We start from the raw sequence: 22208 nt of genomic DNA on the forward strand, positions 1-22208 counted from the left end.
AGCTTAGGGCCTGTCCGGTGGGGTGATCGTCGGTGGGTGGTCCGGGTCCGGAACCCGGTCGCTCCAGCCGCCGGGCACATTGCGGCCCTGCTGCTCGCGGAAGCGGACCGGGGCGGCGCCGACCCGGCGGGCGAAGAGGCGGGAGAAGTACGCCGGATCGTCGTAGCCGACGCGCCGGGCGACGGCGGCGACCGGCAGATCGGTGGCGGCGAGGAGCTCCTTGGCGCGGCCGAGCCGGATGCCGAGGAGGTAGTCCTTGGGGCTGCACCCGGCGCCCCGGCGCACCGCCGTGCGCAGTTCGGCGGGGGTCATGCCGTGCCGGGCCGCGTGCTCGGCGACCGACAACGGCTGGAAGGCATCGCGGGCCAGGGCCTGGAGCACGGGGTCGCCGTCGGGGCTGACATCGGCGCGGGCCCGGCGCAGGGCGACGAGGAGTTCGTGGACGGCGGCGCCGCTCTCGACCTCCAGCAGCGGGTTGCCGCGCCGTGCCGCGCGTACGATCCGTCCGATCGCGGCACGGGGGCCCGCCGTGTCGGCGAGCGGGACGAGCGGGCGGTCGGGCTCGATGTAGCCCAGCTCGGTGTAGGTGGCGGTTGCGGGGCCGGTGAAGTCGACGAAGCTCTCGTCCCAGCCGGTGCCCGGATCGGCGCCGTAGTGGTGCGGGGTGCCGGGGGTCAGCCAGATCAGGCTGGGGGCGGTGACGGGCACCCGGCGGCCGTCGGGTCCGGTGAACCAGCCGCTGCCGGAGTTGATGACGACGGCCACGTGGTGGTCCAGGGTGCGGGGGCCGACGGTCGGCAGCGCGCCGTGCTGGAGTCCCACGCCCAGGCAGACGAGGCCCAGCCGGTGGTGGAGCGGGCTGGGAGTGAAGAAACGCATCCAGGTGTGGTACATCGGCCTCCCTTCCTCCCCTTTCTCACGTAGGTCCGAATTTCTCACGTAGGTCCGAACAATCGATCCGAACAATTGTGTCCAAACAGCAGTGATCTTTGTCCATGGACCGGCCGGACGCCAGGGGGCGAAGGTGGTGGCAACATTCCTCCCGGGTTCGCCCGCTCCGTGGTGCGTGCTGTCGTACGGGCCCGGGCTGCGGTTCCGGGGGCCGCACGCACAGGAGAGTACGAGCACGATGGCTGACTTCACCGTGGGGGACGACCACTTCCGGATCGACGGGAAGCCCGTACGGCTGCTGTCGGGGGCCCTGCACTACTTCCGGGTGCACGAGGCGCAGTGGGATCACCGCCTGTCGATGCTGCGCGCCATGGGGCTCAACTGCGTCGAGACGTATGTGCCGTGGAATCTGCACGAGCCGCAGCCCGGCCGGTTCCGGGACGTGGCGGCGCTCGGCCGGTTCCTGGACGCGGCACAGCGGGCCGGGCTCTGGGCGATCGTCCGGCCGGGGCCGTACATCTGCGCCGAGTGGGAGAACGGTGGCCTGCCGGTCTGGGTGACGGGGCGGTTCGGCCGGCGGGTGCGGTCCCGTGACGAGGAGTACCTGGGCGCCGTGGAGCGGTGGTTCGGTGCGCTGCTGCCGCAGGTGGTGCAGCGGCAGACAGGGCGCGGCGGGCCGGTGATCATGGTCCAGGCGGAGAACGAGTACGGCAGCTACGGCTCCGATCAGGTCTATCTGCGGCGGGTGGCCGGGATGCTGCGCGAGCGCGGGGTGACCGTGCCGCTGTTCACCTCCGACGGGCCGGAGGACCACATGCTCACCGGCGGCTCGGTGCCGGGTCTGCTGGCCACGGCGAACTTCGGGTCGGGTGCCCGGGAGGCGTTCGAGGTGCTGCGCCGCCATCAGCCGAAGGGGCCGCTGATGTGCATGGAGTTCTGGTGCGGTTGGTTCGAGCACTGGGGCGCCGAGCCGATCGTGCGGAAGCCGGCACAGGCCACCGAGGCGCTGCGGGAGATCCTGGAGTGCGGGGCTTCGGTGAACATCTACATGGCGCACGGGGGGACGAACTTCGCCGGGTGGGCGGGGGCGAACCGGTCCGGCCCGATCCAGGACCAGGACTTCCTGCCGACGGTGACGTCGTACGACTACGACGCGCCGATCGACGAGTACGGCCGCCCCACGGAGAAGTTCCGGCTGTTCCGCGAGGTGCTCGCCGAGTACGCGGACGGGCCGCTCCCGGAGCTTCCGCCGGAGCCGGTCGGACTCGCGGCTCCGGTGCGGGCCGAGCTGACCGACTGGGCGCCGCTGGATGCCGTACTGGACGCGCTGGGCGACGAGGAGGCGGCGCCGTCCGGTGTTCCGCCGACCTTCGAGGAGCTGGGCGTCGACCGGGGGCTGGTCCGCTACCGGGTGGCGGTTCCCGGCCCGCGCCGGCCGTACGCCCTGGACGTGACGGGGCTCCGGGACCGGGCCGTGGTGTACGTGAACGGGGTCCGGGAGGGGGTGCTCACCGAGGAGAACAACGCGCTGGACGAGCCGGTGGCCGGGCCCGCGGAGGTCGAGCTGTGGGTGGAGTCGCTGGGCCGGGTCAATTACGGGCCGCGGCTCGGTGAGCCCAAGGGGATCACCGGCGGGGTGCGCCACGAGCGGCAGTTCCTGCACGGGGTGCGGGCGCGGGCGCTGCGGCTGGAGGCGTTCGAGAAGCCGGACGCGGTGGCCGGGGTGGCGTTCGCCGGCGCCGAGGGGGCCGGTTCCACCGGGTTGTTCCGGGGGACCTTCGAGGTCGCCGGGGCGGCCGGCACCGGTCACGCCGGGCTCGAACTGCCCGGCTGGACGCGCGGGTTCGTCTGGGTGAACGGCTTCTGCCTCGGGCGCTACTGGTCGCTGGGCGCGCAGCGGACGCTGTACGTGCCGGGGCCGGTGCTGCGGGAGGGCGCCAACGAGGTGTGGGTGCTGGAACTGGAGGGCGCGGGCGCGCCGTACGCGGAGCTGGGCCCGGGGGTGCCCGTCAGGACGGACACCCCCGGGGACGTTCGGATGTGACTCACCGAACCGGCCGGGGCCGGGTCAGAGCGTGGCTGCCGCGGACGCGATGTTGGCGGCGAAGGTCGAGACCTCGCTGTACACGCCGGGGTAGCCGGGCTCGGCGCAGCCCTGGCCCCAGCTGACGATGCCGACCTGGATCCAGGCTCCGGCGTTGTCCTTGCGGAACATGGGGCCGCCGGAGTCGCCCTGGCAGGTGTCGACGCCGCCGGTGTCGAGCAGCCCGGCGCAGATCTCGTCACCGGGGACGAGGTCGCTGCCGTACGCGGCCTCGCAGTCGGCGTCGGAGACGAAGGGCACGGAGGCCTTGAGCAGGTAGCGCTGCTGGGCGCCGCCCTCGGTGGCCGCGCCCCAGCCGGCGATGGTGAAGTCGCCGTTGTTGTACGCGGTGGTGGTGGCGATCTTCAGGGTCGGCAGGTCGATGGGCTTGGCGAGCTTGATGAGCGCCCAGTCCTTGCCCGCGCCGTTGTAGCCGGGGGCCTGGAGGACCTTGGTGGACTTGACCTTGACCGCGCCGGCGGACTGCAGGTCGACGACGCCCGCGGTGGCGGTGATGGAGGTGTTGTTGCCCGAGCCGTCCACGCAGTGCGCGGCGGTGAGGACGATGTCCTTGGCGTAGAGGGCACCGCCGCAGCCCATCGACAGCCGGACCATGAACGGGAATTCACCCTGGGCGGCGCGGGTTCCGCCGACGACCGGCTGGGGAGCCGCGGAGGCTCCGGCGGGCTGGAGGCTGACGGCCGCGAGAACCACGGCGGCTATGACGGAACATCTCTTCACGGCACGCAGAAGCTGCTTCAAGAGACTGCCTTCTTTCGTGGGGGGTGCTTGTGGGGGGTACTTGTGGGGAGTGCCTGCCGCCCGGGCCGGGTGCCGACCACGGGCGGCAGGCACCGCACCGATAGTCATGCTCCCGACAAAGGCGTGATTCGGATTATCGGGAAATGATCACGACCCCCACAAGGATCACTTTCCGGCCAAGATCATCTGCGGTCCTGCGGCTACAGTGAAAGCCGGTCGGACCTCGCGGACGGGGGTGGCACGTGGCGGACAGCAGCCGGAGCGCCGGCAGCCCGGTGGTCCACGGTTTCCCGCACCTCGAAACGGTCCGGTCCGCGATCACCGCGCTGTACCGGCGGCTGTCGTACGACGGCGTCCGCGGTTACGCCACGAGCCTCGCCCCCGTCGACGCCGCCTTCGGCGACCAGGACGATCTGTACCTCGGCACCCAGCGGGTGGCCCGGGCGGTGGTGCGGCATCTCCATCTGCCGGACGCCCGCATGATCGTCGGCTTCCGCGCGATGGAGCACGCCGCCGCGGTCGAACTGACCGCCGGACCCGAGTACTTCGTCGAGCTCAACGACCGCTTCCGCAGCCACCGCAGGGACATCGGCGCCGCACTCTCGCACGAGGTCACGCATGTGCTGCTGCACCGCCTCGGCCTGGAGTTCCCCGGCACTCGGGACAACGAGATCCTCACCGACACCGTGACCACGTACCTGGGCGCGGGGTGGCTGCTGCTCGACGCCTTCCGCGAGGACCGGGTCTCCAGCCAGAAGCTCGGCTACCTCACCCCGGAGGAGTTCGGATACGTCCTCGCCAAGCGGGCGTTCGCCTTCGACGAGGACCCGTCACCGTGGTTCACCAGCCCGCAGGCGTACACGGCGTACGAGAAGGGGCGCGCCCGGGCGCTCCAGGACGTCCGGCAGCCGCCCCTGGCGGCCGCCGGATGGGCGGGCCGCCGCCGCTACGCCAGGGACCGGCGGCACGCCCGGGACCACCCGGACACGCCCCCGGCCCCCGGTGCCCCGTACGCCTTCGGGAACGGACCGCAGGGGCTCCGGGTCTCCTTCGCCTGCCCCGTCTGCCACCAGCGCGTCCGCGTACCGGTGCGCGGACGGGTGCGGGCCCGCTGCGGGCTGTGCCGTACGGTCCTGGACTGCGAGACCTGAACCGGGCGGGAGTGCGGCTCCGTCCCCCGCGGCGGCGCACGGAGCGGGCCTTCGTCCGGGTCAGTCCGTTGTGCGGGGGGAGTCGTCGGCCGCTGTCCGCGAGCGGCGCGACGGACGGTCCGGCGGGGGCCCCGCGATGGGGCAATGGGTTCCGGTGTAGATCGTGGGCATGCACTTGTTGCAATGGATGCACAGGGAGCGCACCTCCGGCTGCGCCCTCATGCGGTTCACCAGGTCCGGTTCGCGCAGCAGGGCGCGGGCCATGGCCACGTACTCGAATCCCTCCGCCATGGCCTGCTCGACGGTCGCCCGGCGGGTGATGCCGCCGAGCAGGATCAGCGGGAGGCTCAGCGCGGCCCTGAACTGACGCGCCGAGGGCAGCAGGAACGCCTCTTCGTAGGGGTAGGAGCGCAGGAATCTGCCACCGGCCAGGCGTATGCCCAGACGAGCCGGCCAGGGGAAGGCCGCGGCGAACTCGGTGAGCGGCGCGTCGCCGCGGAACAGATACATCGGATTGAACAGAGAACTCCCGGCGGTCAGTTCGAGGGCATCGACCGTGCCGTCCTCCTGGAGCCGGCGGGCGACTTGAAGGCTCTCGTCGAGCCAGAAACCTCCGGGCACCCCGTCGTCCATGTTGAGCTTGGCGGTGATCGCGATGGTGTCGCCGACCTCGTCGCGAACGGCGCGGGCGATACCGAGAGCGACCTTGGCACGGTTGGCGAGGCTGCCCCCGTAGGCGTCGTCGCGGTGGTTGAGGCGGCGGCTGAGGAACGAACTGGCCAGGTAATTGTGGCCGAAGTGCAGTTCGACCGCGTCGAATCCGGACTCGACGGCCAGCCGGGCGGCCGTGGCGTGGGCGCGGACGACCCCGGCGATGTCCTCGACGGTCGCCGCCCGTGTCATCCGCATGCCGAGCGGGCTGAGGAACCGTCCGGGGGCGAGTGCCGGGAGCCGGTTGGAACGCGCGTCGGCGACCGGTCCCGCATGGCCGAGCTGGGCACTGATCGCGGCCCCCTCACGGTGCACGGCATCGGTGAGCCGGCGCAGCCCCGGCACCGCCTCGGGGCGCATCCAGATCTGACGGCGCTCGGTGCGGCCCTCGGGGGCGACGGCGCAGTACGCGACGGTGGTCATGCCCACTCCGCCGGCGGCGGGCCGGCGGTGGTACGCGATCAGTTCGTCGGTGACCAGGCCGTCGGGTGTCACGCCCTCGAAGGTGGCGGACCTGATGACGCGATTGCGGAGGACGAGGGGCCCCAGGCGCGCGGGCGTGAAGGGGTCCGGTGCGGTCGGTACGGGGGCGGGGGACGGTGAAGGCATGCCGGTCTCCGGTGTGTGCGACGACGTTGGACGTGAACGACGGGGCCGGGCGGGGCCGGCGGCGGACTCCGGCAGGGCCAGAAGCACGAACACCCGCAGGGCGGACGACGACGAGACAGCCGGGGAAACGAACACCCCCAGGGCGGACGACCACCCGACAGCCAAGGGCGCGACGGCGCGGTCGGCGGCGGGTCCAAGACGCGATCGGCCACGGGTCCGGGACGCGATCGGCGGCGGCCGGCCTACCGCGCCCCGTACACCGGCTGCGCCGGCTCCGCCCGGGCGAGCAGTTTCCGTACCGCCTCCCCCGCCTCCCCCGGCGCCCATCGAGCGCCCCGGTCCGCGGTGGGGCCGGGCCGCCAGCCCTCCATGACAGTGATCCGCCCGGCCTCCACCTCGAAGACCCGCCCGGTCACCCCGTCGCTCGCGGCCGAGCCGAGCCACACCACCAGCGGGGACACGTTCTCCGGGGCCATCGCGTCGAACCCGCCCTCCCCCGGCGCCGCCATCGCCTGCGCGAACGTCTGCTCGGTCATCCGGGTCCGGGCCGCCGGAGCGATCGCGTTGACCTGGACCCCGTACCGGCCCGTCTCCTCGGCGGCGACCAGCGTCAGGCCGACGATCCCGGCCTTCGCGGCGGAGTAGTTGCCCTGGCCGACGCTGCCGAGCAGCCCCGCGCCGGAGCTGGTGTTGATCACCCGGGCGACCGGTGCGCGGCCCGCCTTCGCCTCGGCCCGCCAGTGCGCCGCCGCGTGCCGCAACGGCAGGAAGTGCCCCTTGAGATGGACCCGCATCACGGCGTCCCAGTCGTCCTCGTCCAGATTCACCAGCATCCGGTCGCGCAGGAACCCCGCGTTGTTGACCAGGGTGTCCAGCCGCCCGAAACTCTCCAGCGCGGCCGCGACCAGCGAGCCGGCCCCTTCGGTCGTGGCGATGTCGCCCCCGTGGGCGACCGCCTCGCCGCCCGCCGCCACGATCTCGTCGACCACCAGTTGCGCCGGGCCGAGGGAGCCGCCGTCGCCGCCGGGACCGACCCCCAGATCATTGACGACCACCTTCGCGCCCTCGGCGGCGAAGGCGAGCGCATGGGCCCGGCCGAGGCCCCGCCCCGCACCCGTCACGATCACCACACGGCCGTCGCACAGACCGGTCATCACTCGCCTCCTTGTTGGCGATGCGGGGGCAGGCTGCTACCTTCCACACCTAACAAATGTTTGGTGGAAAGGTAGCTGATTCGCTCATGGGTGTCTCCACCACAAGTCCCGGCAAGGGCATCCGGCTCGTCACCGTCGACCATCCGCCCGTCAACGCGCTTCCCGTGCAGGGCTGGTACGACCTCGCCGACGCGCTGCGCGCGGCGGGCCGCGATCCCGAGGTCCGCTGCGTCGTGCTGGCCGCCACCGGGCGCGGGTTCAACGCGGGCGTCGACATCAAGGAGATGCAGCGCGACACCGGGCACACCACCCTGATCGGCGCCAACCGCGGCTGCTACGAGGCGTTCGCCGCCGTCTACGAGTGCGAGGTCCCGGTCGTCGCCGCGGTGAACGGCTTCTGTCTCGGCGGCGGCATCGGCCTGGTCGGCAACGCGGACGCGATCGTGGCGAGCGACGACGCCACGTTCGGTCTGCCCGAGCTGGACCGGGGCGCGCTCGGCGCGGCGACCCATCTGGCCCGGCTGGTGCCCCAGCACCTGATGCGGGCGCTCTACTACACCTCGCGCACCGCCACCGCCGCCGAACTGCACGCCCACGGCTCCGTCTGGAAGGTCGTACCGCGCGACGAACTCCACGGCGCCGCCCTGGAGTTGGCGGGCGAGATAGCCAGCAAGGATGGATATCTGATCCGGCTGGCCAAGGCCGCCATCAACGGCATCGACCCGGTGGACGTACGCCGCAGCTACCGCTTCGAGCAGGGCTTCACCTTCGAGGCCAACCTCAGCGGGGTCGCCGACCGCGTACGCGAGACCTTCGGCAAGGAGGCATGACCATGACCGACAAGACCATGACGGCCGACGACGTCGTCTCCCGGCTCAGCAGCGGGATGACGATCGGCATCGGCGGCTGGGGCTCGCGCCGCAAACCCATGGCGCTGGTGCGGGCGCTGCTCCGCTCCGAGGTCACCGACCTCACCGTGATCTCGTACGGCGGCCCCGACGTGGGGCTGCTCGCCGCGGCCGGCAGGATCCGGAAACTGGTGGCGGCCTTCGTCACCCTCGACTCGATCCCGCTCGAACCTCACTTCAGGGCGGCCCGCCAGCGCGGCGCGTTCGAACTGATGGAGATCGACGAGGCCATGTTCATGTGGGGGCTGCACGCCGCCGCGAACCGGCTGCCGTTCCTCCCCGTGCGGGCCGGCATCGGCTCCGACGTGATGCGGGTCAACCCGGGCCTGCGCAAGGTGACTTCGCCGTACCCGGACGGCGAGGAGTTCGTCGCGATGCCCGCGCTGCGGATGGACGCCGCGCTGGTCCACCTGAACCGCGCCGACCGGTTCGGCAACGGCCAGTACCTCGGCCCCGACCCGTACTTCGACGACCTGTTCTGCGAGGCCGCGGACGCCGCGTACGTGTCCTGCGAACGCCTCGTGGAGACGGCCGAACTGACCGGGAACGCCGCCCCGCAGACCCTCCTCGTCAGGCGGCACTCCGTCACCGGTGTCGTCGAGACCCCGAACGGCGCGCACTTCACCTCCTGCGTGCCCGACCACCCGCGCGACGAGGCGTTCCAGAAGGCGTACGCGACCGCCGCCGCCGACCCCGACGCCTGGGCGGCCTTCAGTGAGCGCTTCCTGCCCGCCGGGGGCGACGAGAAGGGCTACCAGTCGGCCGTCCGGACCTGGCACGAGGAGCAGAAATGACCACGGAGAACGCGACCGCGAACCCGACCGCCGTCACCCGGGCCGAGCACTGCGTGATCGCCTGTGCCGACGCCTGGCGCGACAACGGCGAGGTGCTCGCCAGCCCGATGGGCCTCGTCCCGTCCATCGGCGCGCGGCTCGCCAGACGCACCTTCTCGCCCGATCTGCTGCTCACCGACGGCGAGGCGCTGCTCGTCGCCCCGGACGGCACGACGGAGGGCTGGCTGCCCTACCGCCAACACCTCACCATGGTCACCGGTGGCAGGCGCCACGTGATGATGGGGGCGAGCCAGATCGACCGGTTCGGCAACCAGAACATCTCCTGCATCGGTGACTGGGAACAGCCCTCCCGCCAACTGCTCGGCGTGCGCGGCGCGCCGGTCAACACCCTGAACAATCCGGTCAGTTACTGGATCCCCAGGCATTCCACCCGGGTATTCGTCGAGCGCGTCGACATGATCTGCGGGGTCGGGCACGACAGCGCCGCGGCGGCCGGTCCGTCGGCGACCCGCTACCACCGCATCCCGCGTGTGGTGAGCGATCTCGGCGTCTTCGACTTCGCGACCCCGGACCGTTCGATGCGGCTGGCCTCGGTGCACCCCGGCGTCACCGTCGACCAGGTCCGCGAGGCCACCGGTTTCGCGCTCACGGTCCCGGACGACGTCCCGTACACCCGGGAACCGACCGCCGAGGAACTGGCCCTGATCCGCGAGGTCATCGACCCGAACGGCACCCGGAACCGCGAGGTCAGGGTCTGATGCGGACGGCGCTCACGGAGCTGGTCGGCGTCCGCCATCCCATCGTCCAGACCGGCATGGGCTGGGTGGCGGGCCCCCGCCTGGTCTCCGCCACGGCCCGCGCCGGCGCACTGGGCGTCCTGGCCTCCGCGACGATGACCACCCAGCAGCTGCGGGCGGCGGTACGGGAGGTCAAATCCCGTACGGACGAGCCGTTCGGCGTCAATCTGCGTGCCGACGCGGGCGACGCGGGCGAGCGGGTACGGATCATCATCGACGAGGGCGTACCGGTGGCGTCCTTCGCGCTGGCCCCCTCGAAGGAGCTCATCGCCGAACTGAAGGACGCGGGGGTGGTCGTGATCCCGTCGGTCGGCGCCAGACGCCATGCCGAGAAGGTCGCGGCGTGGGGCGCGGACGCGGTGATCGTGCAGGGCGGCGAGGGCGGCGGGCACACCGGTGAGGTGGCGACCACCGTGCTGCTGCCCCAGGTGGCCGACGCGGTGGACATCCCGGTGATCGCGGCGGGCGGCTTCCGCGACGGCCGGGGCCTGGTCGCGGCGCTGGCGTACGGGGCGGCGGGCATCGCGATGGGCACGCGGTTCCTGCTGACGTCGGACTCGACCGTGCCGGACGCGGTGAAGGCCCGGTATCTCGCGGCGGGCGTCAAGGACATCACGGTCACCAGGGCGGTGGACGGGCTCCCGCACCGGATGCTGCGTACGGAGATGGTCGCGGCGCTGGAGAACGCGGGCCGGGTCCGGGCCCTGGCCCAGGCGGTGCGCCGGGCGGCGGGCTTCCGGCGGATCTCCGGGACGAGCTGGTCCCGGATGGTGCGCGACGGCCTGGCGATGAAGCACGGCAAGGACCTGTCGTGGAGCCAGGTCCTGCTGGCGGCCAACACGCCGATGCTCCTGAAGGCGTCCATGGTGGACGGCCGGACGGACCTGGGGGTGATGGCCTCGGGCCAGGTGGCGGGCCTGATCGAGGACCTGCCGAGCTGCGCGGAGCTGGTGGAACGGGTGATGGCCGAGGCCCACGAGGCACTGGGCACGGTGATCCGCGCGCAGCGGGCGGAGGGCGCGGACGCGTAGGCGGCGCCCGGATCTCTCCGGGCGCCGCCTTGTCCGTTACGTGTCCCTGGGGCCACGCGTCCTTCTACGGCCGCGCGTCCCCACGGCTGCACGGCCCCGCGGCCCTACGGCTGCGCGGCCACGCGTCCCCACGGCTGCACGGCCGTACGTCCCTGCGACTACGCGGCCCTGCGGCCACGGCCCGCCGCCGCACCGCCGCGTCCGGCACCGGAGCGCCCGACACCCGCGCCGCGCGGCTCACCGTTGCCGCGGCCACCGCCCGAGCCCGCACCCGCGCTGCGCGCGGAGCCGCCCGTACCGGCGCTGCGCGCAGCGCCGCCCGTGCCGCGGGTCTCGCCGCCGCCCTGTCCGGCGCCACCGCGGCGGCCACGGCCCCGGCTGCCCGAGCGGAAGCCGGTTCCGCCCGCCGAGGCCCCGCCCGAGCGCGTGCGCTGCTTCGGCGGGGTCGGCTGGGGGGCCTCGATGACGATCGCGATGCCCGACGGCTCGCGGGCCCCGGTGATCCGGGTGAGCTCCGCGTCGCTGGACTTGATCCGGGTGGTCTGCGGGGCGATGCCCGCGTCGGCCATCAGCCGGGTCATGTCCCGCTTCTCCTCGGGCAGCACCAGCGTGACGACACTGCCGGACTCCCCGGCGCGCGCAGTGCGCCCGCCCCGGTGGAGGTAGTCCTTGTGATCGGTCGGCGGATCCACGTTCACGACCAGGTCGAGGTCGTCGACGTGGATGCCACGGGCCGCCACGTTGGTCGCGACCAGGGCGGTGACCTGGCCGTTCTTGAACTGGTCCAGGGTCCGGTTGCGCTGCGGCTGCGAGCGCCCGCCGTGCAGGGCGGCGGCCCGTACGCCGCTGGCGAGCAGCCGCTTGGCGAACCGGTCGGCGGCACGCTTGGTGTCCACGAACATGATCACCCGGCCCTCACGGGCGGCGATCCTCGTGGCGACGGCCTTCTTGTCGGTCTCGTCGATCACATGGAGCACGTGGTGCTCCATGGTGGTGACGGCGCCGGCGGACGGGTCGACGGAGTGCACGACCGGGTCGGTCAGGAACATCTTGACCAGCCGGTCGATGTTCTTGTCGAGCGTCGCGGAGAACAGCATCCGCTGGCCGTCCGGCTCGACCTGCTTGAGCAGGGCGACGACCTGCGGCATGAAGCCCATGTCGGCCATCTGGTCGGCCTCGTCGAGGACGGTGATGGCGACCTGGTCGAGACGGCAGTCGCCACGCTCGATGAGGTCCTTCAGCCGTCCCGGCGTGGCGACGAGCACCTCGGCGCCGCGGCGCAGCGTGCCGGACTGCTTGGTGATCGACATGCCGCCGACGACGGTGGCCAGGCGCAGGTTCACGGACGTCGCGTACGGCGTCAGCGCGTCGGTGACCTGCTGGGCCAGCTCGCGGGTCGGGACCAGGACGAGCGCCAGCGGGGCCTTCGGCTCGGCGCGCCGGCCCGCGGTGCGGGCCAGCAGGGCGAGGCCGAAGGCAAGGGTCTTGCCGGAGCCGGTACGGCCTCGGCCGAGGATGTCCCGGCCGGCGAGCGAGTTCGGCAGGGTGGCGCCCTGGATCGGGAACGGATCGGTGACGCCCTGCGCGGCAAGGGTCTTCAGCAGGGCTGCGGGCATGTCCAGCTCGGCGAACGCCGCTACGGCGGGCAGTGCGGGGGTCATGGTTTCGGGCAGGGCGAACTCACCCTGCGGCGGCGTGGCCCTGCGACGGGGCGACGCCTTGCCGGATCCCTTGCCGGAACCCTTAGCGGTTGCCTTTGCCGGGGCCGTGCCGCGCCCCCTCGACGGGCGGTTGCGGGCGGGTCGGTCCTGGCGTTCGGAGCGGGTCATACGGAATTGCCCTCCTGGGGGATTCCTGAGGAGTCCTGGGGATTCCTGAGAACTGCGTGGGACTGCGGGGAACTGCATGGGGCGGCCGGGGCGGGCGCCGTGGGCGGGCGCGCCTGTTCCGACAGGTCCCGGGGACAGCACAAACCGGGGCCCGCACCGTGAAGGTGCGGGCCCCGGCTGCGAGGTACGCGTCCGGCGATTAGGCCGGGACGATGTTCTCCGCCTGCGGGCCCTTCTGGCCCTGCGTGACGTCGAAGGAGACCTTCTGGCCCTCCTGGAGCTCACGGAAGCCCGAGGTGGCGATGTTGGAGTAGTGGGCGAAGACGTCGGCGCCGCCGCCGTCCTGCTCGATGAAGCCGAAGCCCTTTTCCGAGTTGAACCACTTCACGGTTCCAGTAGCCATGTCATTCTCCTAAAAGAGGTGCAGTGCCGGAAATCCGCACTTTACGAATTTCAAGTCGCCGCATTGAGCCCCATCCGGAGAAAGCCGGAAAACAATAATGCGCCTGAGGAAGCATTCCCGTCAGGCGCACATAAAGTTCATGGGTACCAAAACTGCAACTCGGCAACCGTAGCACGTTCCGTCGGCGAGCGGTGGGAACACGCCGCGTGGCCGGTCGGCGGGTTTGGGTCCGGGCCCTTGCGGTAACTGGCCGGGAGTGACCGGAAAGGCCGCCGGAATCCTTGTCGCGACTGGTGTCGCGACGGCCCGGCGGCCGTGTTCGGGCGGGCCGGCGGTCAGAGCCGTTCGATGATCGTCACGTTCGCCTGGCCGCCGCCCTCGCACATGGTCTGGAGGCCGTAGCGGCCGCCGGTGCGTTCCAGTTCGTGCAGCAGGGTCGTCATCAATTTCGCACCGGTTGCGCCGAGCGGGTGACCGAGGGCGATCCCGCCGCCGTTGACGTTGACCCGTTCGGGGTCGGCCCCGGTCTCCTTCAGCCAGGCCAGGACAACGGGGGCGAATGCCTCGTTGATCTCGACCAGGTCCATGTCGTCGATGGTCATTCCGGCTTTCTTGAGCGCGTACGCGGTGGCCGGGATCGGTGCCGACAGCATGCGGATCGGGTCCTCGCCGCGCACCGAGAGGTGGTGGACGCGGGCGCGCGGGGTGAGGCCGTGCTCGGCCACGGCGCGCTCGGAGGCGATGAGCAGGGCGGCGGCGCCGTCGGAGATCTGCGAGGAGCACGCGGCGGTGATCGTGCCGCCGTCCAGGACCGGCTTCAGCCCCGCCATCTTCTCCAGGGTGGTGTCGCGGCGCGGCCCCTCGTCGGTGGTGACGCCCGCGAGGGCGACGGTCTCGCGGGCGAAGCGCCCCTCGTCGATGGCGCGGATCGCGCGCCGGTGGGAGCGGAGCGCGAACTCCTCCATGTCGCGGCGGCTGATGTCCCACTTCTCGGCGATCAGCTGGGCGCCGTGGAACTGGTTGACCGGGGCGTCGCCGTACCGGGCGCGCCAGCCCTCGCTGCCCGCGTACGGGCCCTCGGTCAGTCCGAGGGGCTCGGCGGCCTGGCGGGAGGCGAAGGCGATGGGGATCTGTGTCATGGACTGGGCGCCGCCCGCGACGACCAGGTCCTGGGTGCCGGAGAGGACGCCCTGGGCGGCGAAGTGCAGGGCCTGCTGGGAGGAGCCGCACTGGCGGTCGACGGTCACGCCGGGGACCTCCTCGGGCAGTCCGGCCGCCAGCCAGCAGGTGCGGGCGATGTCGCCGGCCTGGGGTCCGACGGTGTCCAGGCAGCCGAAGACCACGTCCTCGACGGCCGCCGGGTCGACTCCGGTCCGCTCGACGAGGGCCTTGAGGACATGGGCGCCGAGGTCGGCGGGGTGGACGGCGCCGAGGCCGCCCCCGCGCCGGCCGACCGGGGTGCGTACCGCTTCGACTATGTATGCCTCGGCCATGACTGCTGCTCCTTGGTGAGCGCGGGTGGGGTCAGGTGTCGAGGGCGATGCCGTCCAGGACCATCGAGAGGTACTGGCGGGCGATCTCCTCGGGGCTGTGCAGTCCGCCCGGCCGGTACCAGGACGCCGCGACCCAGACCGTGTCGCGGACGAAGCGGTAGGTGAGGCGGATGTCCAGATCGGCGCGGAAGCTGTGGTCGGCGACGCCGCGTTCCAGCGTGCCGAGCCAGGCCTTCTCGAACTTCTGCTGGGAGTCGGCGAGGTACTGGAAGCGCGGCTGGTCGGCCAGATGCCTGGCCTCCTTCTGGTAGATGGCGACGGCGGCGCGGTGCCGGTCGATCTCCCGGAAGGACTCGGTGACGAGCGCCTCGATGGTCTGCCTGGGGGCCAGTTCGGCGGCGAGGACCGTGTCGTACCCCTCCCAGAGTTCGGTGAGGAAGGTCGAGAGGATCTCGTCGAGCATCGATTCCTTGGAATCGAAGTGGTAGTAGAGGCTGCCCGCGAGCATCCCGGCCGCGTCCGCGATCTTGCGGACGGTGGTGGCGTTGTATCCCTGGGCGGCGAAGACCTCGGCGGCGGTGGCGAGCAGTTCGCGGCGCCGCTCGGGCGAGGGGGTCACCTGGGGCTTCTTCTTGGTAGGCACCCGGCCATTCTCCGCCCGTCCGCCGCTGCCGGGGGTGTCCCGGGCCGTCGCACGGTCAGGCCCGCTGACTGCTGACGGAGACGACCTCGCCGGTCAGGTACGAGGAGTAGTCGCTGGCGAGGAAGACGATGACGTTGGCGACCTCCCACGGCTCGGCGTACCGGCCGAAGGCCTCCTTCGCGGTCAGTTCGTCGAGGAGTTCGGCGGAGGTGACCTTCACCAGGTGCGGGTGCATGGCGAGGCTGGGCGCGACGGCGTTGACGCGTACGCCGTACTCGGCGGCCTCGATCGCCGCGCACCGGGTGAGCGCCATGACACCCGCCTTCGCGGCGGCGTAGTGGGCCTGGCCGCTCTGGGCGCGCCAGCCGACGACGGAGGCGTTGTTGACGACGATGCCGCCGCGGCCCGCCGCCCGGAGCGAGCGCAGCGCGGCCCGGGTGCAGCGGAAGGTGCCGTTCAGAGTGACGTCGAGGACCTTGGACCACTGTTCGTCGGTCATCTCGGTGAGTTCGGCGGTACCGCCGAGCCCGGCGTTGTTGACGACGATGTCGAGGCCGTCGTGGGTCCGTTCGGCGAGCTCGAAGAGGGCCCGGACCTGGGCCTCGTCGGTGACGTCGCAGGGCAGCGAGGCGACGCGGTCCGCACCGAACTCCTCGGCGAACGCCTGCTCGGTCTCCTTCAGCCGGCGGGCGTGCGCGTCGCCGATGACGACGCGGGCGCCCTCCTCCAGGAATCTGCGGGCGGTGGCGCCGCCGATGCCGGCGCCCGCGGCCGCGGTGATGACGGCGGTGCGGCCGGCCAGCAGCCCGTGCCCGGATACGTACTGCGGTGCGCTCACGCCCGTACCTCCTCGGTCCCGGCCCGCGGGTCCTCGACGGTGCTCGTGCCCGTACGTTAACCTACCAAACACTTGTTAGGGAAGGATGAGCCGATGCCCTCTGCCCACGACCCCTCCGCCGCCGGCCAGGACGGCCCGGTGCTGTACGAGCGCCGCGGCCCGGTCGCGTACATCACGCTGAACCGCCCGCGCTACCGCAACGCCCAGAACTCGGCCATGACCTACGCCCTGGACGCCGCGTTCTACCGGGCCGCCGAGGACTCCGAGGTCAAGGTGGCCGTGCTGGCGGGCGCCGGGGAGCACTTCTCGGCGGGCCATGACATCGGCACGCCCGAGCGGGACGCGCATCTGCCGTTCGAGCGCAGGGCGGGCCTGTGGTGGGACCACTCCGACAAGACCGGCGCGGAGAGCCGCTTCGCCCGCGAGTCGGAGGTCTATCTGGGCATGTGCAGGCGGTGGCGCGAGCTGCCGAAGCCGGTCATCGCCTCCGTGCAGGGCGCCTGTGTGGCCGGCGGGCTGATGCTCGCCTGGATCTGCGACCTGATCGTGGCGAGCGAGGACGCCTTCTTCGCCGATCCGGTGGTGCGGATGGGCATCCCCGGTGTCGAATACTTCGCCCACCCGTGGGTGATGCCGCCCCGGATCGCCAAGGAGTTCCTGTACACCGGCGACCGGATGAGCGCCCGCCGGGCGTACGAGGTCGGCATGGTGAACAAGGTGGTGGAGCGGAGCGAACTCACCGGCCGCACGGATGAACTGGCACTGCGGATAGCCGCGATGCCCCGGCTCGGGCTGGCCCTCACCAAGCGCGCGGTCAATCAGGCCGAGGACCTCCAGGGGATGCACACCGGGATGGACTCCGTCTTCGGCCTGCACCACCTCGCCCATGCACACAACGCGGAGACGGCGGCGGATCCGCTCGGCGGCATGGACATCGCCTCGATGAAGAAGAAGGCGGACGGCTGATGGATCTGTCGGGCACGGAGCAGGAGGCGGCGTTCCGGGACGAGGCGCGCCGGTGGCTGCGGGCCAATGTGCCCGCCACCCCGCTGCCGTCGCTGGAGACCGCCGAGGGCTTCGCCGCGCACCGGGAGTGGGAGGCACGGCTGTACGCGGACCGCTGGTCGGTGGTCTCCTGGCCGGCCGAGTACGGCGGCCGGGGCGTCGACATCTTCCGGTGGCTGGTCTTCGAGGAGGAGTACTACGCGGCGGGCGGCCCCGGCCGGGTCTCGCAGAACGGCATCAATCTCCTCGCCCCGACGCTCTTCGACCACGCCACGCAGGAGCAGCGGGCCCGCGTCCTGCCGTCGATGGCCAGCGGCGAGGTGATCTGGGCGCAGGCCTGGTCCGAGCCGGAGTCGGGCTCGGACCTGGCGTCGCTGCGTTCGCGGGCGGTGCGCACGGACGGCGGCTGGCTGCTCTCGGGGCAGAAGACCTGGTCGTCCCGGGCCGCCTTCGCGGACCGGGCGTTCGGCATCTTCCGTACGGATCCCGGGGCGGCCAAGCCGCACCACGGGCTGACGTATCTGATGTTCGACCTGTCGGCGCCGGGGGTCTCGGTGCGGCCCATCGGGCGGCTCGACGGCAAGCCGGCCTTCGCCGAGCTGTTCCTGGACGAGGTGTTCGTACCGGACGAGGACATCATCGGGGAGCCCGGCCAGGGCTGGCGTATCGCCATGTCGACAACGGGCAACGAGCGGGGGCTGACGCTCCGCTCCCCCGGCCGCTTCCTGGCCGCCGCCGACCGGCTGGCCGTGCTGTGGCGCACCCATGGCGACCCCTCGGACACGGCGATCCGGGACCGGGTGGCGGACGCGGTGATCGGGGCGCGCGCCTATCAGCTCTTCACCGCCGCCAACGCCTCGCGCTTCGCCGCCGGGGCGACCATCGGCGCGGAGTCCAGCCTGAACAAGGTGTTCTGGTCCGAGTACGACATCGCGCTGCACGAGACCGCGCTCGATCTGCTGGGCCCGGACGCGGAACTCGCCACGTCCGACTGGGCCGAGGGTTACGTCTTCTCCCTCGCGGGCCCCATCTACGCCGGCACGAACGAGATCCAGCGCGACATCATCGCCGAGCGGCTGCTCGGCCTGCCGAAGGGACGGCGCTGATGCGTTTCCTCCTGGACGACGAGCAGCGGGAGTTCGCCCGCTCGCTGGACGCGATGCTGACCGCCTCGGACACTCCTTCGGTGGTCCGGGCCTGGGCCGCCGGGGACCACGGCCCCGGCATGGATCTGTGGGCGCGGCTGGCGGAGGCGGGCGTCTTCGCCCTCGCGGTACCGGAGGCGTACGAGGGTGTCGGCCCGCTGCCGGTCGAACTCGCGGTCGCCTTCACCGAGTTGGGGCGCCACGCGGTGCCGGGGCCGGTGGTGGAGACGGTCGCGGCCGCGGTGCTGCTGGCGGACGTGGGCGGTCCGGCGGCCAAGGAGTGGCTGCCCCGGCTGGCGTCGGGCGCGGCGTCGGCGACGCTCCGGACGGTCGGGCACGGGCCGTACGCGCTGGACGCGGACGCCGTGGACGCGGTGTTCACGGTGACGGGTGACGAGCTGCGGCTCGCGCCCGGTCCCGGCGCACTCAGCGTGTCGTCCGATCCGGCCCGGCGGCTGTGGCGCCCCGCGCCGGGCGGGGAACTGCTCGCGTCGGGGGCCCGGGTGACCCGGGCCGCGGAGCGGGCGGCCGGGTGGGCGGCGTTCGCGACGGCCGCGCAGGCGCTCGGCACCGGTGAGGCACTGCTGCGGTCCACGGTCGGGTACGTGAAGCAGCGCACCCAGTTCGGTGCGGCCATCGGCTCCTTCCAGGCGGTGAAGCACCGGCTGGCGGACACCCTGATCGGGCTGGAGTTCGCCCGTCCGCTGCTGTACGGGGCGGCGCTCGCGCTGGCGGGGGACGCGCCGGACGCCGGTGCGCAGGTGGCGGCGGCCAAGGTGGCGGCGGGCGAGGCGGGGTACGCGGCGGCCGGGGCGGCGCTGCAGTTGCACGGTGCGGTGGGGTACACGCAGGAGCTGGACCTGGCGCTGTGGCTGCGGAAGGCACGCCCCCTGCGCGATGCGTGGGGGACGCCGGGGGCGTGCCGGGCGCGGGTGCTCGCCGACGGTCCCCCTGTGTCAGGAGGTCTCCCTCAGTGAGCCGTCGTCGTTGCCCCTCCGGAAGGAGCGCATCGGACGACCGGGGCGCCATGCCTGGATGACCATGGTGTCGCCGCCTTCGAGCCCGGTGTGCACCACCTCGGTCAGCTCCGTCCGGAAGAGGTGGAAGGGCTCCGGCGGCTTCACCTCCTCGATGAAGCGGGCCAGCACGGCGGGGTCGGTCACCTCCACGGCGCGGCCGGAGATCCGGACGTCGCCGTCGGCCATCTCGGCGTCCGGTCCGGGGTTGGCCTGCACCGCGAACCGCGGATCGCGCATCAGGTCCAGCGCCTTGCGCGAATTCGGCATCATGCCGAGCCACAGTTCACCGAAGCGGAAATCCACCTCCAGTCCCGTCACGCGAGGCGATCCGTCCTTGCGCAGGGTCGCCAGGACGTGGTGCTTGTACTGCTGGAAGCGGGTCCGGACGGTTTCGGCGAAGGCAGGCTCCGCCGACCGGAAATCTTCCCAGGAACTCGATGTCATGCGTCCATGGAACCGTGGATACCCGACATCTTCTGTCCTGATTCTCCGGCCCGCGCCGGCCCGTCCGCCCTTCGGCCCATCCGGCTCAGCCCTGCGAGAGGGTGACCAGCAGCGCCCACCCGTGGGTCCGGAGCACCCCCGCCGATTCGTCCCGCGTCAACAGCGCGTCGTAGCGGTCGAGTTCGAGATCCGAGCCGTCGAGCACCGCACCGTCCTCCAGCGCGACGGCCAGCATCGCCCCGCCCGGGGGCGCCGACAGCCGGACGGTGCCGCGCACCACCGCGACGGCCGCACTCGTCCGCCCCCTGCGGCACATCACGTTGAGGTTCACGACCGGGCCGCCGAGCAGGGTGCCCTCGGTCTCCAGGTCGCCGGGGAAGTCGTGCGGCCAGTACGGCTCGTCGACGATGTGGTGCTCACCGTCCACCATGAGGTCCATGCCGGCGCCCTCGACCACGGTCAGGGTGCGGTCGATGCCGGGGAAGGCGGAGAACGGCCCGTCCTCGGACACCTCGGCGAGGCTGACCCGCCAGTCGAAGGCGTCCATCGGCGCGCCCTCGGGATACGCCGCGATCTCCCGGGTGACTCCCCCGCCGTTCTTCCAGGGCGTGGCCGTACGGTCGGCCGCCCGCAGCACCCGGGCCGTCATTCGACGATCCCCAGGGCCCTGGCCGAGGCCAGCCACTGCGGGAATTCGGCGACGAGCCGGTCGTACAGCTCGGCGTCCGGGACCTGGCGCGGGTCGGGTCCGGCGTGGAAGAACCCGGCGTTGTCTATCGGGCGTTTGGCGGGCACGGCCAGTTCGTCGAGCTTGCGCAGGAAGTCGAACTGGTTGCTCCGCTTGTTGCCGAAGCCGATGAACTGCCAGAACAGGGGGAGTTTCGCCGCCTTGCAGAGATAGCGTTCCGCCGCGTGCTTGCTGATCGGGCCGCCGTCGGTCTGGAAGACGACGAGCGCGGGCGCGGTGGAGCCGCTGTCGAGGTAGTGGTCGATGACGGCGTCCATGGCCAGGTGGTAGCTGGTCTTCCCCATGTGCCCGAGGCCGGCCACGATCGCGTCGACCCGGCCGCGGTGGTTGTCCAGGGCGATGTCGGTGACGGCGTCGACCTCCGTGGAGAACAGGACGAGGGGGACGCGGCCGTCGTCGTCCAGGTGGGCCGAGAGCCCGAGCACCCGGTCGGCCAGGGCCTGCACGCTGCCGTCCTTGTAGAACTCCCGCATGGAGCCGGAGTAGTCGAGCACCAGATGGACCGCGGCGCGCTCGCCGCTCATGCGGTGCTTGGTCAACGAGACCGCGGCGCTCTTGTAGAGGCTGACCAGCGCGGGCGCGCTCTCCTCGATCTTGCGGAGGCTGATGGCCGGACCTGTTGTGGCGGCGGGCGGGCCGGCCATGGGGTGTCTCCGATCCTCGACGTGCCGGGGCCTTCGAGCGTAGGCCACCCGGGCATGCCCCGGCCGGGCGGTGTTCGCTATGTTGATCTGCCGCCGTCCCCACCGGCCGCTCGTGTCCGCCCACCCGTGAAGGAGCCTGCCGTGGAGGCCGCGGTCACCACCTGTTATCGCCATCCGTCCTACGAGACGTATGTGAGCTGCACCCGCTGCGAACGCTTCATCTGCCCCGACTGCATGCGTGAGGCCGCCGTCGGCCACCACTGCGTGGAGTGTGTGAAGGAGGGGCAGCGTTCGGTCCGGCAGGCGCGGACCGTGTTCGGCGGCGCGGTGTCGCGGACCGCGGTGCCGGTCGTCACGTATGCACTGATCGGGCTCAACGTCGCGGCGTACCTGGCCGAGTTGATCCGGCCGGGGATCATCGACCGGTTCGCGATGCTCGGTGCCGGGCTGAACGGGCCGGACGGCGGTCAGTACGTCTACGAGGCGGGGGACTTCCCCGGCTTCGATGTGATCGGGGTGGTGGGCGGCGAGTGGTACCGGCTGCTGACCGGGGCCTTCCTGCATCTGCCGCCGGGCGGCTCGTCCCTCGGTTCGCTGCCGTTCGGGGTGCTGCACATCCTGTTCAACATGTACGCGCTGTGGAACCTGGGCCGGGTCGTGGAGGAGCAGCTGGGCCGGGCCCGTTATCTCGCGCTGTATCTGCTGTCCGCGCTGGGCGGTTCGGTCCTGGTCTGTCTGATCGCGCCGTTCACCGCCACGGTGGGCGCCTCCGGTGCGATCTTCGGGCTCGGGGCGGCGTTCTACGTCATCAACCGGCGGCTGGGCCGCGACATGCGGGCGGTCAACCGGTTCATGGCCGGCTTCCTGATCTGGATGCTGATCTCGGCCGGATTCGCCTCGTGGCAGGGCCACTTGGGCGGGCTCCTGACGGGCGGCATCGTCACCGTGGCGTACGCCTACGCCCCGGCGAAGCGCCGTACGGCGGTCCAGGCCGCCGCATGTGTGGTGCTGTTCGCCGTGCTGGTGCTGCTGGTGGTGCTCAAGACCTCCGCGCTGACGGGCTGAGCCGGGGCCGGGCGGACCGGCCCCGGACGCGCCACGGCGCC

At 72.1% G+C, this 22208-nt stretch carries 22 protein-coding genes; 10 read left to right on the plus strand and 12 right to left on the minus strand.

What is annotated here, in order from left to right; all coding sequences use genetic code 11:
• Positions 1-3: 3 nt before the first annotated feature.
• A complete protein-coding gene (locus ACFVH0_RS11030) occupies positions 4-894 on the minus strand; it encodes a helix-turn-helix domain-containing protein (protein WP_385819279.1) in 891 nt (296 codons plus the stop codon).
• Positions 895-1129: 235 nt separating this feature from the next.
• Between ACFVH0_RS11030 and ACFVH0_RS11035 the strand changes: the two genes are divergently transcribed.
• Positions 1130-2935 carry a beta-galactosidase family protein gene (locus tag ACFVH0_RS11035; RefSeq protein ID WP_385819280.1) on the plus strand — a complete coding sequence of 602 codons (1806 nt, stop codon included), beginning with the start codon at positions 1130-1132 and terminating at the stop codon, positions 2933-2935.
• A gap of 24 nt (positions 2936-2959) precedes the next feature.
• On the opposite strand, the gene ACFVH0_RS11040 is transcribed toward ACFVH0_RS11035, so the two are convergent.
• Entirely contained in the window at positions 2960-3736 is a 777-nt protein-coding gene (locus ACFVH0_RS11040) for a S1 family peptidase (RefSeq protein ID WP_385819281.1), read from the minus strand.
• Positions 3737-3978: 242 nt separating this feature from the next.
• On the opposite strand from ACFVH0_RS11040, the gene ACFVH0_RS11045 reads away from it, so the two are divergent.
• Positions 3979-4887 (plus strand): hypothetical protein, encoded by a 909-nt coding sequence (locus ACFVH0_RS11045; RefSeq protein ID WP_385819282.1) that lies wholly within the window; start codon positions 3979-3981, stop codon positions 4885-4887.
• A gap of 60 nt (positions 4888-4947) precedes the next feature.
• On the opposite strand, the gene ACFVH0_RS11050 is transcribed toward ACFVH0_RS11045, so the two are convergent.
• Both ACFVH0_RS11050 and ACFVH0_RS11055 read right to left on the minus strand, forming a co-directional pair.
• Positions 4948-6207, minus strand: a complete 1260-nt coding sequence (locus ACFVH0_RS11050) for an NADH:flavin oxidoreductase (RefSeq protein WP_385819283.1) — start codon at positions 6205-6207, stop codon at positions 4948-4950.
• A 242-nt stretch (positions 6208-6449) separates the two neighbouring features.
• The gene (locus ACFVH0_RS11055) at positions 6450-7361 is read right to left on the minus strand and encodes an SDR family oxidoreductase (protein WP_385819284.1); all 912 of its coding nucleotides are present in this window, start codon (positions 7359-7361) and stop codon (positions 6450-6452) included.
• Between the two features lie 86 nt (positions 7362-7447).
• On the opposite strand from ACFVH0_RS11055, the gene ACFVH0_RS11060 reads away from it, so the two are divergent.
• From ACFVH0_RS11060 to ACFVH0_RS11075, 4 genes are read left to right on the plus strand one after another with little or no spacing between them, the layout of a single operon-like run.
• Positions 7448-8191, plus strand: coding sequence for an enoyl-CoA hydratase family protein (locus tag ACFVH0_RS11060; protein ID WP_385819285.1), 744 nt, complete (start codon positions 7448-7450; stop codon positions 8189-8191).
• A 2-nt stretch (positions 8192-8193) separates the two neighbouring features.
• On the plus strand, positions 8194-9063 hold the full coding sequence (locus tag ACFVH0_RS11065) for a CoA transferase subunit A (protein ID WP_385819286.1): 870 nt from the start codon (positions 8194-8196) through the stop codon (positions 9061-9063).
• Positions 9060-9821: a CoA-transferase subunit beta gene (locus tag ACFVH0_RS11070; protein ID WP_385819287.1), complete on the plus strand. Its 762-nt coding sequence runs from the start codon at positions 9060-9062 to the stop codon at positions 9819-9821. The genes ACFVH0_RS11065 and ACFVH0_RS11070 overlap by 4 nt, the downstream gene beginning before the upstream one ends.
• Positions 9821-10891 carry an NAD(P)H-dependent flavin oxidoreductase gene (locus ACFVH0_RS11075; protein WP_385819288.1) on the plus strand — a complete coding sequence of 357 codons (1071 nt, stop codon included), beginning with the start codon at positions 9821-9823 and terminating at the stop codon, positions 10889-10891. The genes ACFVH0_RS11070 and ACFVH0_RS11075 overlap by 1 nt, the downstream gene beginning before the upstream one ends.
• 158 nt (positions 10892-11049) lie before the next feature.
• Here the strand turns inward: ACFVH0_RS11075 and ACFVH0_RS11080 are convergent, their stop codons facing one another.
• The 5 genes from ACFVH0_RS11080 to ACFVH0_RS11100 all read right to left on the minus strand — a co-directional run bounded on the left by ACFVH0_RS11080 (position 11050) and on the right by ACFVH0_RS11100 (position 16097).
• The gene (locus ACFVH0_RS11080) at positions 11050-12720 is read right to left on the minus strand and encodes a DEAD/DEAH box helicase (RefSeq protein ID WP_385819289.1); all 1671 of its coding nucleotides are present in this window, start codon (positions 12718-12720) and stop codon (positions 11050-11052) included.
• Positions 12721-12919: 199 nt separating this feature from the next.
• A complete protein-coding gene (locus ACFVH0_RS11085; RefSeq protein WP_003969786.1) occupies positions 12920-13123 on the minus strand; it encodes a cold-shock protein in 204 nt (67 codons plus the stop codon).
• Positions 13124-13458: 335 nt separating this feature from the next.
• The gene (locus ACFVH0_RS11090; protein ID WP_385819290.1) at positions 13459-14616 is read right to left on the minus strand and encodes an acetyl-CoA C-acetyltransferase; all 1158 of its coding nucleotides are present in this window, start codon (positions 14614-14616) and stop codon (positions 13459-13461) included.
• A gap of 31 nt (positions 14617-14647) precedes the next feature.
• Entirely contained in the window at positions 14648-15259 is a 612-nt protein-coding gene (locus ACFVH0_RS11095) for a TetR/AcrR family transcriptional regulator (protein ID WP_385819291.1), read from the minus strand.
• 55 nt (positions 15260-15314) lie between these two features.
• Positions 15315-16097 (minus strand): SDR family oxidoreductase, encoded by a 783-nt coding sequence (locus ACFVH0_RS11100; protein ID WP_385819292.1) that lies wholly within the window; start codon positions 16095-16097, stop codon positions 15315-15317.
• A gap of 93 nt (positions 16098-16190) precedes the next feature.
• Here ACFVH0_RS11100 and ACFVH0_RS11105 point away from each other — a divergent pair, with 93 nt between their 5' ends.
• The 3 genes from ACFVH0_RS11105 to ACFVH0_RS11115 are packed head-to-tail and all read left to right on the plus strand — an operon-like array spanning position 16191 to position 19224.
• Positions 16191-17063, plus strand: a complete 873-nt coding sequence (locus ACFVH0_RS11105) for an enoyl-CoA hydratase (protein WP_385819293.1) — start codon at positions 16191-16193, stop codon at positions 17061-17063.
• Positions 17063-18208: an acyl-CoA dehydrogenase family protein gene (locus ACFVH0_RS11110; protein WP_385819294.1), complete on the plus strand. Its 1146-nt coding sequence runs from the start codon at positions 17063-17065 to the stop codon at positions 18206-18208. The genes ACFVH0_RS11105 and ACFVH0_RS11110 overlap by 1 nt, the downstream gene beginning before the upstream one ends.
• Complete coding sequence (locus ACFVH0_RS11115; RefSeq protein ID WP_385819295.1) at positions 18208-19224, plus strand: acyl-CoA dehydrogenase family protein; 1017 nt, start codon at positions 18208-18210, stop codon at positions 19222-19224. The genes ACFVH0_RS11110 and ACFVH0_RS11115 overlap by 1 nt, the downstream gene beginning before the upstream one ends.
• Here the strand turns inward: ACFVH0_RS11115 and ACFVH0_RS11120 are convergent.
• From ACFVH0_RS11120 to ACFVH0_RS11130, 3 genes are all read right to left on the minus strand, one after another.
• Positions 19204-19710 carry a pyridoxamine 5'-phosphate oxidase family protein gene (locus tag ACFVH0_RS11120; RefSeq protein ID WP_385819296.1) on the minus strand — a complete coding sequence of 169 codons (507 nt, stop codon included), beginning with the start codon at positions 19708-19710 and terminating at the stop codon, positions 19204-19206. The genes ACFVH0_RS11115 and ACFVH0_RS11120 overlap by 21 nt on opposite strands.
• Positions 19711-19795: 85 nt before the next feature.
• Complete coding sequence (locus tag ACFVH0_RS11125; RefSeq protein ID WP_385819297.1) at positions 19796-20359, minus strand: HutD family protein; 564 nt, start codon at positions 20357-20359, stop codon at positions 19796-19798.
• On the minus strand, positions 20356-21102 hold the full coding sequence (locus tag ACFVH0_RS11130) for a vWA domain-containing protein (protein WP_385819298.1): 747 nt from the start codon (positions 21100-21102) through the stop codon (positions 20356-20358). Before ACFVH0_RS11130 ends, ACFVH0_RS11125 begins: the two co-directional genes overlap by 4 nt.
• A 141-nt stretch (positions 21103-21243) precedes the next feature.
• Here ACFVH0_RS11130 and ACFVH0_RS11135 point away from each other — a divergent pair, with 141 nt between their 5' ends.
• A complete protein-coding gene (locus ACFVH0_RS11135; RefSeq protein ID WP_385819299.1) occupies positions 21244-22167 on the plus strand; it encodes a rhomboid family intramembrane serine protease in 924 nt (307 codons plus the stop codon).
• Positions 22168-22208: the final 41 nt, after the last annotated feature.

The organism is Streptomyces sp. NPDC127117, from assembly GCF_042677325.1.
In the GTDB taxonomy this organism is placed as follows: Bacteria; Actinomycetota; Actinomycetes; order Streptomycetales; family Streptomycetaceae; genus Streptomyces.